This window comes from Bradyrhizobium sp. CCBAU 11361 (assembly GCF_028128935.1).
Taxonomy (GTDB): Bacteria; Pseudomonadota; Alphaproteobacteria; order Rhizobiales; family Xanthobacteraceae; genus Bradyrhizobium; species Bradyrhizobium niftali.
In genome coordinates this window covers 22524-33937 of the sequence record NZ_LBJZ01000150.1, presented here as the reverse complement: position 1 = coordinate 33937, position 11414 = coordinate 22524, and the positions used below count along the sequence as shown (strand labels likewise).

At 64.6% G+C, this 11414-nt stretch carries 6 protein-coding genes; 2 read left to right on the top strand and 4 right to left on the bottom strand.

The features are described 5' to 3' along the window. Positions 1 to 59 precede the first annotated feature (59 nt). Positions 60 to 815, top strand: a complete 756-nt coding sequence (fliP, locus tag XI08_RS13210) for a flagellar type III secretion system pore protein FliP (RefSeq protein ID WP_027548524.1) — start codon at positions 60 to 62, stop codon at positions 813 to 815. Positions 816 to 1050: 235 nt separating this feature from the next. On the opposite strand, the gene XI08_RS13205 is transcribed toward fliP, so the two are convergent. The 3 genes from XI08_RS13205 to XI08_RS13195 form a co-directional block, all read right to left on the bottom strand. Continuing rightward, a complete protein-coding gene (locus XI08_RS13205; RefSeq protein ID WP_271574708.1) occupies positions 1051 to 4794 on the bottom strand; it encodes a tetratricopeptide repeat protein in 3744 nt (1247 codons plus the stop codon). A 305-nt stretch (positions 4795 to 5099) separates the two neighbouring features. Beyond that, positions 5100 to 5963 carry a tetratricopeptide repeat protein gene (locus XI08_RS13200; protein ID WP_027548522.1) on the bottom strand — a complete coding sequence of 288 codons (864 nt, stop codon included), beginning with the start codon at positions 5961 to 5963 and terminating at the stop codon, positions 5100 to 5102. Between the two features lie 52 nt (positions 5964 to 6015). Then, positions 6016 to 6672, bottom strand: coding sequence for a FecR family protein (locus XI08_RS13195; protein WP_271574707.1), 657 nt, complete (start codon positions 6670 to 6672; stop codon positions 6016 to 6018). A gap of 528 nt (positions 6673 to 7200) precedes the next feature. On the opposite strand from XI08_RS13195, the gene XI08_RS13190 reads away from it, so the two are divergent. Then, positions 7201 to 10884, top strand: a complete 3684-nt coding sequence (locus XI08_RS13190; protein ID WP_271574706.1) for a VCBS domain-containing protein — start codon at positions 7201 to 7203, stop codon at positions 10882 to 10884. Positions 10885 to 10906: 22 nt separating this feature from the next. On the opposite strand, the gene XI08_RS13185 is transcribed toward XI08_RS13190, so the two are convergent. Continuing rightward, entirely contained in the window at positions 10907 to 11107 is a 201-nt protein-coding gene (locus XI08_RS13185; RefSeq protein ID WP_271574705.1) for a hypothetical protein, read from the bottom strand. Positions 11108 to 11414: the final 307 nt, after the last annotated feature.

The following is an 11414-nucleotide window of genomic DNA, read 5'->3' as shown; positions in this document are numbered from 1 at the left end:
AGCTTTGAGAATCTCGAAGACGAGATGGCCTCCCTGCTCGGCCGTCCGAAGCCGTCTTCGTGAGGCTGCCGGCCCTCCCGCGTAGAGTTCTTTTTCTTTCTGTCCTGTTCAGTGCGGCTTCGCTCGCAAGCCTCGCGCATGCGCAGGACATCAGCATCAATCTCGGCGGTCAGGGTGGCGGCGGCGTCACCGAGCGCGCGATCCAGCTCATCGCGCTGCTCACCGTGCTGTCGATCGCGCCGTCGATCCTGATCATGATGACGTCGTTCACGCGCATCGTGGTCGTGCTGTCGCTCCTTCGCACCGCGATGGGCACGGCGACCGCGCCGCCGAACTCGGTGATCATCGCACTCGCGATGTTCCTCACCTTCTTCGTGATGGGGCCGGTGCTGCAAAAATCCTACGACGAAGGCATCCGCCCGCTCGTCGCCAACCAGATCGGCGTCGAGGATGCGCTCCAGCGCGCCTCGGTCCCGTTGCGCGGCTTCATGCAGAAGAACGTGCGCGAGAAGGACCTCAAGCTGTTCCTGGATCTCTCCGGCGAGCCGGCGCCGGCCACCCCCGACGAGCTCGCGCTCCGTATCCTCGTCCCCGCCTTCATGATCTCCGAGCTGAAGCGCGCCTTCGAGATCGGCTTTCTGCTGTTCCTGCCCTTCCTGATCATCGACCTCGTCGTCGCCTCCGTGCTGATGTCGATGGGCATGATGATGCTGCCGCCGGCAACCATATCGCTGCCGTTCAAGCTGATCTTCTTCGTCCTGGTCGACGGCTGGTCGCTGGTGGCGGGAAGCCTGGTGCAGAGCTACGGGGGATAGGCGGACGTGGGCGATGCCAGCGACGCATCCCCACCGCCCCCAATGATAGCCTCCGGCCCCTCCCCGTCATTGCGAGGAGCCCTTGCGACGAAGCAATCCAGACTGCCGCCGCGGAAAGATTCTGGATTGCTTCGCGGAGCCTGTCATCGGGCCGCGCTTTGCGCGGACCCGTTGGCTCGCAATGACGGAGACTGCGGCGCCGTTCCCGGCCGCGCTCCACGCGGCAGCAGGGTCCCTACCGCGTCATCCTGATCTGCCGCACGGCGGGGATCTTCGGCAGCGAGCCGGTGTGGTCGGTCTCTTCCTTGGCCTGCGGCCCGGATGGCGCGCGGGCGGTGGCGTCGGGGAAGCGCTGCTTCATCTCGCGCAGGAAGCCGTCGAGCGTGTCGACGCTCGCAGCCAGCTTGGCGATCTCGGCGAATTCGGCACTGGAGGCCGCGGCCGGCTTGCTGGCGATGTTGAAGGCGAGACGGTCGGCGCTCTCGCTCATCAGCGGCGCGTACTTCTCGCGGAAGCGCGACAGGCCGATCGAATCGTCGGCGAGCGCGTAGCCGACGGCGGCGCGGATGATGTCGCTCTTCTCCACCGCATTGAGCGGCTTGAAGTCGCGGAAGCGCTCACCGTAATAGAGTTCGATCTGCTCGGCGGACTCGCGCCAGCGCCGCGCCGCCCAGAAGATGTCGGAGCGCAGGCGGAGCACCTCGCGCCCGGAGACGTTGGAGACGATGTCGAGCGCGAGATCGTGCCGGCCGACGTCGCTCTGCGCCCGGGCCTCGAGCAGCAGACGCTGCTGCCTGAGCTCGCCGGAGAGATCGCTGATGCGGCTCGCGCGCAGCGCCGAGATCGCCATGTCCGGCCTGCGGTTGGCGAGATAGATCATGGAAAGACGCGCGGCGACCTGGGCACGCGCGGCGCCTTCGAGACGGTGGTCGACCTGGTACTGCAGGAGCTCGGCGGCCTGGTCGAGCAGGTCGATCGAGGCGAGACGGTCGGCAAGACGCCGGATCAGCTCGTCGCCGCGGCGGCCGATCGGTGTCAGCTCGCGGAACTCGTAGAACATCCCGAGCGCCTCGACCGGCGGCAGCTCGTCACCCTTGGGCCCCAGGAAGATCTGCGTGAACAGGTCGGAGGCGAGATCCTGCGCCTGGCGCGAGGCGTCCGCGTTCGGCTGCAGCTTCGTCGCGGTGCGCGCCGCCGTGAGCGCGTCCCGGTAGCGCCCGTTCTCGGCATAGATCTGCGACAGCATCTGCAGCGTCTTGACCTCGATCGCGTCGCCGCGCCAGGTCATCGACAGCGTCTCGAGCTCGCGCAGCGCGTCTTCCTTGCTGATCTCGTCGCGCTTCTGCCGCAACGCGACCTCGAGCTGCTTGGCCTCGGCCGCGGCCGGCCGGTCGCTCGAGCCGACCGCGAACCTGTAGTCGTCGAGCGCATCCCTGTCGTGGCCGAGCGCCTCGGCGAGCCTGCCGCGCAGCACGGCGAAGCCGGGCGCAGCCTCGGGCGATACGCCGACGATCTCGAGCTCGCTGCGCCGCTTGGAGGCGCCGGCATAGTCCTTCACTTCGAGCGAGGCGCGCATCGCGTCCATCGTCACGATGCGCTGGATGTCGAGCGGCAGCGAGGCGATGGCGAATTCGACGTTCTTGAACTTCTCGCGCGCGTCCGCCCATTTGCCCTGGCGCGCATAGGCGAGCGCCTTCCAGAGCTGGGAGTCGTGGCTGTTGCCGATCACGGGATTGGCGAGGTCCTTCAGGCCCTGCGCCGGCCGGCCGATCAGGATGCTCGCGATCGCGTGCATGATCAGCGCGCCGCTCTCCTCCTTGTTGAGCGGATCGCTCAGCATCAATTCGGTCACGGCCTTGGCCTCGTGATACATCGCGCGCGACATGTAGAACTGCGCGAGGTCGAGCCGCGGCAGCGAGCGCAGCGCCGGCTCGACGGCCGAGATCGCCGTGATCAGGTCGCTCTGGCGCGTCATGAAGTTTTCCGACTGTCCCTTGCGCCAGCCTTCGGGGCTGAAGATCGGGCGTACCGCGGTCGGGGCGCGCTCGGCGGAGATGTCGACCGGCGACAGCGTCAGTCCGCCCTTCTTGCCGAGAATGACCTTGTCGGATCCGACCTCGACGCCGACCTCGTCGGAGTTCGGCCGGATCGCGATGCCGTGGGCGGATTCCAGTAGCGAGAGATCGACGAGGTCCTGACGCTTGATGAAGCCGCGCACCGGCCGCTGCGCGGTGACGACGTAGAGCATGTCGCCGGCATCGGGATCGGTGAACTTGTGCAGCAGGCCCGGATTGGCGAAGGGAATAGCGATGTTGGCGAGCGCGGGGTCGGTGATGTTGCGCGACATCATCAGCGGCAGCGGCGTCGCCTGGATCTTGTCGGCGAGCGTCAGCAGCCAGTTGGTCTCCTTGCCGACCTCCTCGCTCGTCAGCGAGTAGACCAGCGGCCGGGTGAGACGGATGCGCACCGCCTGCCCCTTGTCGAGGGGGATGCGGCCGACCTCGCCGATCATCGCGCCGCCCTTGGCGCGGATCGCCTCGACGTCGATCGGCTTCGGCGTGTCGAACACCAGCCAGATGGTGTCGCCGCGGCGGAACGCCGCCGCAGGCGTCGCGACCTGAAGCGGGAACGTCACCCGCAAGCCGTCGCTGTCGCGGCGCGCATCGACGCTCGGTGTGGCCGGCTGCGGCGCGGCCGGCGCCTCGGCGGGCGCCGCTTTGGCTGCTTCCTTGACCGGCTCCTTCGCCGCTTCCTTCACGACCTCCTTGGGCGCCTCGACCATTGCGGGCTTGGCCGGTGCGGCCGGAGCTTCGGCAACAGGCGGGGTGGGCTTCGAGGCTTCCTTGGACGCTTCTTTGGGCGCTTCCGCAGATTCGACCGCAGGAGCCTGCGCCGGTTTCGGCGCTTCGGCGGCGGGCATCGCGGCAGGCGCTTCCGGCTTCGCCTCGGGCTTGATATCGATCCTGGCGTCGCGCGCGATCGTCTCGGAGGTCGGCGGCACGATCTCGCGATGGGCATCCTTCTTCTCGGCCGCCGGCTTTTCCGCGGCCGGTGCCGGTCCATGGCCTTGGCCGGCAGACTTGGCCTGCGCGATCGCGGCCTCGGGCGTCGCGGCCGCCTTGCCCTTGTCCGGCTGGAAGGAGACGTCAACGACGTAGTTCTTCTCGTCGCGGAAGGAGTGCACGTCGGAATCGCCGATCAGCGCGATCTCGACATTGGTCTGGTCGATGTCGGCCTTCTGCTTGATCGAGGCGACGTTCGGCGGCGCGGCGACGACCGCGTCCGCGAGGTCGAAACTGAGGTTGGCGTTGAAGGCCAGCGTGAGCTTCTGCTCGTTGAGCACGGAGGACACGCCGACGCCGTCGGGCATCTCGAACACGAAGCGCACGAAGGTCGGCTGCACCGAGGCGCGCACACGGATCTGCGGACGCTTCTTGGTCTCGGCCGCGGCGCGCTGCGCACGCAGCGCCCGTTCGGCGACGCGCGCGCGCTCGGCGAGTTCCTTGACCACGTCCATGGGCAGGCTCGGCGGCGGCCCCTTCCAGCCTTCCGGCAACAGGTCGATGAAGGTGCGCTCGCCGGCATTCATGGTGTTGACGGTGACGCGCCGCGCCAGCGACAGGCGGATGGCGCCGCCGTCGGGATCGCGGCGGGCGGAGTTGACGTAGTCGGGCGCGCCCTCCGGAACCCGGTCGACGGGAACGTCGACCGGCCGGTCGAAGCGGATGATGAGAATGGAGCCGGCCGTCGTCACCTCGGAGGGAACATCCTCGCCGAGCTTGATCACCAGACGGGCAAAGCCGCCACCGGCCGAAAAACTGGCCTCGCCCCGGATCGGGTCCGCCCGCGCCGGGCTTGCGGCGATCAGGCCGACCAGGAGGACGGTTGCCAGCGCAGGTGCCTTACGGACATGACGCGACAGCCCCCACGCCATGGCGCGGGCTCGCGACACAAATCCAGCGGCAGCCTTCTGCGCCATTGGCGGCACTTCTTCCGGTTCGACGACCCATACCGGCACATGGCGCCGGCCCATGGCGTCGAATGTAGGTTTTGCCAATTAAGGACTTGTTAATGCTGTATTGGCGAATTGATCCCGCGCAGTGCGTCGCGACGCCTTGCGTGCGGGCTGAGGCATTCGCGCTCCGAATTTGGGGAGCAAGTGGTTAAGGAGATGTTAACACTCCGTCGTCACCGGCGCCGGGCGGGACCGGCGCGGCGTGTACCGCAGCCGCCGTCTCAGCAAATTCCTCTGCGATGATCGACGAGCCAGAGCCAGTCGTGAACTCAGTCGTGACCGACGCCATAATGCGCGAACTCGTCGCCGATATTGCCCTGAATTGTCTTTGCAGCTGAAATGTCAGAATCTCCGCCAATCGCGTCGCCCTGCTTCAGCTTGGCAAGCCCGCGGCCAAAAAGCGCGCTCGCCAATTCCGGGGCGGCCCGCAAGGCAGAATTGTAGTCGGCGATCGCGGCGCCGAACTCGCCCATCCTCAGGTGAATCAGCCCGCGCGTGTCGTACACGGCAGCGCTGGTCGATCCGGATTGAAGCGCTCTGTCACAGTCCTCCAGCGCGGCCTGCCAGGCACCGAGTAGCGCCCGGGTCCAGCATCGTCCGCTCCATGCGGCCTGCGAATTGGGCTGGAGACGAATGGCCTCGTCGTAGTCATGCGCCGCGCGCTGGTGGTCGTTTTTCTTCAGGTAGGCTCCGGCGCGGTTGACGAAGGCGGCACCATAGTCAGGATCGAGCTTGATCGCATCGTCAAAGGCTTCGATCGCGAGCTGATATTCGCCTTTCCTCAAGTAAGCTACACCGCGGTTGTTGAAGGCCTTTGTGTATGTCGGCTTGAGCGCGATCGACTGATCGAAATCGCGGATGGCTTTGTCGAAGTCGCCCTTTGCGGTGTAGGCATTGCCGCGATTGTTATAGGCGATAGCCAGAGCTGCCGTCGTCCCCTGACGCGCCTCGATGAAAGCCGTGCAGGCAGCGATCCGGGCATCAAGCGAGATGGTACCCGCCCCGTTGCAGGGTTCAATATAGCTGAGATAGCTGCTGTTCACCTTGGAATTCTGGGCCGCGACTGGCAAGCCGACCAACAGCAGGACGCCAATCGCCACTCCGCTTTTGACGACGGACGATCTTGATTCCATGTCAGGCCCCGTCCTCTGAGATCTGGCGATTGCGCGGAGGCTAGAACCAGCGTCAGCACCCGCGGCAGATGTTCAGATTGAGCTTGTGCTCCGCCCTTTGCTCGGGTCGCGGTGCCCCCGTTACGCCGGACTTCTTCGAATATTTGTTCTTGCCCTCTTCGATAAGAGTGGAGAACCTGGTGGTTCCGTCATCCGAGATTTCGACATGAGGTGTGGTGCCTCGAACGCCCATCGTGGCGACCGGCGTTTCGATCTTCATGTCACCGGTCTTCGCAACCTGGCCGGCAACAAAAACGAACGTCCCCTTGGTCAGGCTGAAGATCGTCGAATTGGACTTCCCGGCTGGTTCGTAGACATATTCGTCCAACGTCATGCGGGTGTTGCTCGACAAGTTGAACGACGTTCCATCCACGAAGTTGATGCCGACCCGACTGTCGGCATCGGTTCGAACCACATCGCCCAAATAGACCGGATCGCCAATCTTCGTCTTGATGGATTCGCCCGGGACGTTGACCTGGGCAATGACGGCTCCGACATGCTCGATGATGACCGAGCCCTCGGCTGCCACAACTTTCCCGATTGGCTTTGACGACGAGTCCAGGACGGCTCGCCGCGGAGAATCGTTCTGCGCCTGGACTGGGTTGAGTGACGAGCCGGCCAGCGCGAGGACGATGCCTGCCACGAGAACAGTCGCTGCGTAAGTGCCCATGGCTCAACCCTTTTTTGAAGATGTTGTTTTGAGCATCGGAACGGCTCCGACGGCGTCGGCAAGACCACCGCGCATTATGGCAGACCAGCGGCAACAAGCCACGACGGCCAAACCGACTATTCCGGAGTAATCCGAATGGCTGATCGCCGTGCCCGAAAGAGCCACTATCCGTGCCAGGCAATTTCAACCAGCTTTTCGCCCGTGCCGTCGGGTGAAACGACAGCAATTCTGCCGTGACATGCCTGGGCGGAATTCTCGGAAACCACGACCTTCAGCGGGCCTGACTGAGGTTGCCGGCGCAAAAGCTCCCGATCACGTGACGCGGCAAGCCAGCAAAGATACGGCGACGTCTGAGGTCGACCGCTTGTCAATCGAGGTCGAACAATGTCCGTCACGCCCGCTGGAAGGCCCGGGGACGAGTCTGAAGCCGCTGCGGTCAGGCATCACCGCGCGAAGGCGGCCACGAGCGGCTCTCTTGATGGACCCGTCGCGCAGACTCGCGAGCGGGCCTCTGCCGGCCGCTTCGGGATGCTGTCGCTCACGGCATTGTTCTTCTCGATGATCAAGCAGGCCCAGGCCGCAGACCCGAACGTAACGTTCCTGGATGACGACGCCATCACTTACAAGGACCTCGCGCACGGTGCATTCGAGCTTGTGACCAAGGAGCCGATCCCGCGGCACATCATCGTCGAGGATCCCGGCGAGACAATCGTCCTCAAGAAGGTCGGATCCTCGGTCAGCGTGAACCAGGTCACGAACACTCTTGCCCGCATGGAGGAGTTGCAGGCCGCACAACAGGACGCGCTCGCCAATCTTCAAGGACCCCACGGCTCGGGCACGCCTCCCTTCGTCAAATCCCTGCCGCTGCAGCCGATCAATTTCATTCCGCCCGACGCACCCGCGCCGCAAGATTTGCTGAAGCCTTTGGTTTTCACCCCTGAGCCTCTGATCGTACTACCACCGCTGACGCTGATCACCGGAGCCGGGCCGGCCGAACTCGACACCGTGGTGTTTGACACATTCACTGCGACGAGCGGAACGTTCGCCGCGAGCAGCATGAACAGCGGCAAGCTGACCTTCGGCGTCGTCGGGGCGAGCGCCGGCAACACGGTCCTGGGCGGAGTGACATACGATCTGTCGAAGGCAAGCCCCTACGGGACGCTCTACGTCAATAGCACGAGCGGCGCCTATACGTTCGTGCCCGATAGCGCCGCAATCAACGCGCTGACGGCGCCCACGACCGACGACTTCGTTGTGACCGTTTCCGACGGAAACACTTCTGCCAGTCAGACCTTCACGATCGTCCTTAACGGCGTCAACGACGCTGCATTCATCTCCGGAACCACGACCGGCTCGGTTGTCGAGGCTGGCGGCACCACCAACGGAACGCCCGGCACGCCGCTTGCAACCGGCACGCTCACCGACACCGACGTCGACAATCCGCCCAATACCTTCACGGCAGTGAGCTCGCCAAGAGCGAGCGCCGGCGGCCACGGCACCTTCACGATGACGACGGCCGGCGTATGGACCTACATCCTGGACGACACCAACGCCGCGGTGCAGGCGCTCAATGCGGGCGATACGCTGATCGACAACTTTACGGTGGCCGCCATAGACGGCACTCCCCAAGTGGTGACGATCACCATCCATGGGGCCAGCGACGCGGCCATTGTCTCCGGCTCGACGGCCGGCTCGGTGATCGAGGCCGGCGGCGTTGCCAATGCAAATCCCGGAACGGCCACTGCAAGCGGCACGCTCACCGACACTGACGTCGACACGACCTCAAACGCCTTCACGGCGGTCGGCCCAACGGCAAGCGCGGGCGGCTACGGCACCTTCACCATGACGGCAGCCGGCGTGTGGACCTACACGCTCGACAATAGCAACGGTGCGGTGCAGGCGCTCAATGCCGGCGACACGCTCGCCGACACGTTCACGGTGACCACTCTGGACGGCACCCCCCAAGTGGTCACCATCACCATCCACGGCACCAACGACGCCGCGATTGTTTCCGGCACCACGACCGGTTCAGTGACCGAGGCAGGCGGCGTCGCCAATGCGGCGCCCGGCACGCCGGCCGCAACGGGCACACTCGTCGCCGTTGACGTCGACAATACGTCCAACATCTTCACGGCGGTAAGTTCGCCAACGACAAGCGCGAACGGCTACGGCACCTTCACGATGACCGCCGCCGGCGTGTGGGCCTACACCCTGGACAACGCCAACGCCGCGGTGCAGGCGCTCAATGTCGGCGACACGCTCGCCGACAGTTTCACTGTGACTGCCATCGACGGCACCCCGCAACTGGTGACGATCGCCATCCACGGCACCAACGACGCCGCCATCATTTCCGGCACCACGGCCGGCTCAGTGATCGAGGCAGGCACCGCTGCGCCCGGCATTCCCGTCGCGACCGGCGCGCTCACCGACACAGACGTCGACAATACGCCGAACACTTTCACGGCAGTCGCCTCACCAATTGCGAGCGACGGCGGGTACGGCACCTTCACCATGACGGCAGCCGGCGTATGGACCTACACACTCGACAACAACAACAGCGTGGTTCAGGCGCTGGACCCGGGCGATGCGTTAACCGACACTTTCACGGTGACTGCGATCGACGGCACGACGCAATCCGTGACCGTCACCATCCATGGTGCCAGCGACGCAGACCCCAACGATTTTGATAACCTCGCCACGGGGTCCGTCGTGATATCCGATCCCCCCAACGTGTTTGGAACGCCGGGGAGCGAAACCATCGCGGGCGGCGGCAACGAAGGTCAGATCATCTACGCAGGAGCAGGCAGTGATACCGTCAACGGCACTGGCAAAGCCGATACTCTCTATGGCGGCTCCGGCAATGACACGATCAAGGGCAACGATGGGGATGACGCGATTTACGGTGGTTCGGGCAACGATACCATCAACGGCAACAACGGCAGCGACACCATCACCGGTGGATTTGGTGCGGACCAACTCACGGGCAGCAATGGGAACGACCGTTTCGTCTATCTGTTCGCGGCCGATTCCAACGCCGGCCAGTTCGACACCATTACCGATTTCTCGTCGGGATCCGACAAGATCGACTTGACGGCTCTCGGCGGGCTTGGCTTCGTTCTCCTGGCCTTGAGCTCATCAAGCACGACTGTCCCGGCTCATACGATCGCCTGGCTCTATGACAGCGCGGCCAATGAGACGATCGTATATGTCAATCCGAGCGACCAGACCCTGCGCATTGGCGATTCCAGCCTGATCGAAATCCATTTGCAGGGAATTGCGACCATCGACGCGTCGGATTTCATCGTGACGCCGGCGGCGGCGGCCGTTCTGGCGGCTGACAGTGGGCCGCTCGATCTCAGCGCGACGACACAAAGCGATGCCACCGCCGTGACGATCACCGGTTCGTCCGACACCACATCCAGCGACGGCACGCTCCTCGCTGACTGGAACGCGACGGACAGATCAACCGACCAGGCCTCCGGCGTCTTTGCCAGTTCGGACCAGTTTGGATGGACCGAATATCCGAGCTTCGCCAGCTCGGACGGGGTGCAGCTGCGCGCGACCGAGATCACCGACAGTGCCCCGGTAACGCCCTCACCGACCGGGCTGTCCACGAGCTTGCACGACGTGGCCACACCGACGGCGACCAGCTTCGTCTTCGATCATCTAACGATGCCCGACAGCATCGATACCACGATCGGAAAAAATGACGTGATCGCCGGAAGTGCCCCCATGCCTGACGTTGCTTTCACGGCGCTCCACGATGCGGCCGAACAGCTCGCCCGGCGCGGGCATACGCTGGAGACCGGCGACAAGGACCATGGTGCATCGGCTCCCGAAAGCGCCCACAACGCTGCTCATGCCCACGGCGGACCCGGTCATTCGCTTCCAAGCGAGGCAGCCGGACAGCACGACGCGCCCGGACACGGCCCGGCGGGTGTCGATCCGCCCTCTACTGCTCATGCGGCGCCCGCCGGTCCGCACCAGTTCGGTGATTCCTTTGACTTCAAGGATGGCGCTTCGCATGGCCAGGGTTCAGAGCACAGCGCAGAACTGGATGATGCCCCGGACCCGTCCGGTCATCACGAGCACGCTGGGAAAGTCCACGAATCCGCGGCGGCGTCAATGCCTGAACTGCTCCCGCCGCACATTGATCCGGCTCACGGGGCAGGCACAACCGGCGCTCACGTGCTGCCCGATCTGATCGTGTGACGCCCGCAACGCGACCGTATCTTCAGTGTTGTTTTCCCGCGCAATCCGGCGCGGAGGAGTCCTCTTGCTCGAGGCCCGCGTCATCATCAGCCTCGCCATCTTCCCCTTGCGGCGGCAATGCATGCTGATGGTCTAGTGCGGATGTCCAGGCGAACGTCATCGCCGCGGTGAGCAGCCGATTGACGGCTTCGATTGCGCGTCCTGCTGCGGACGAGTAGTTCATGGCTTCCCTCCCCGCTGCGGATTTACGGATGGCAGAAGCCTAGGACGAATGCGTCGGCGCCACTGTACTCCATCTCACATTCGTACGCGTCAACTCAGCGCATCCTCAGAAGATGCCGCTTGCTCCGGCTGCATCCGCAACGCGAGTCGTTGTTGGTTGCCGGACACGCGCGCACAACCTCAGGGATGTTGCGATCCATCGACGACTCTGAATCAGATGCGGTTACGGCGATGCGAATTCGATTGGTCAGCCTTTGGGGGGGCAATCAATGAGCGGAGAAGCCAACTGCATTGTATGTAGCCGGGCA

Coding starts and splice junctions, on each gene's coding strand:
- XI08_RS13205 (WP_271574708.1), bottom strand. CDS start 4,794: ATGGCGCAGAAGGCTGCCGCTGGATTTGTGTCGCGAGCCCGCGCCATG.
- XI08_RS13200 (WP_027548522.1), bottom strand. CDS start 5,963: ATGGAATCAAGATCGTCCGTCGTCAAAAGCGGAGTGGCGATTGGCGTC.
- XI08_RS13195 (WP_271574707.1), bottom strand. CDS start 6,672: ATGGGCACTTACGCAGCGACTGTTCTCGTGGCAGGCATCGTCCTCGCG.
- XI08_RS13190 (WP_271574706.1), top strand. CDS start 7,201: ATGCTGTCGCTCACGGCATTGTTCTTCTCGATGATCAAGCAGGCCCAG.
- XI08_RS13185 (WP_271574705.1), bottom strand. CDS start 11,107: ATGAACTACTCGTCCGCAGCAGGACGCGCAATCGAAGCCGTCAATCGG.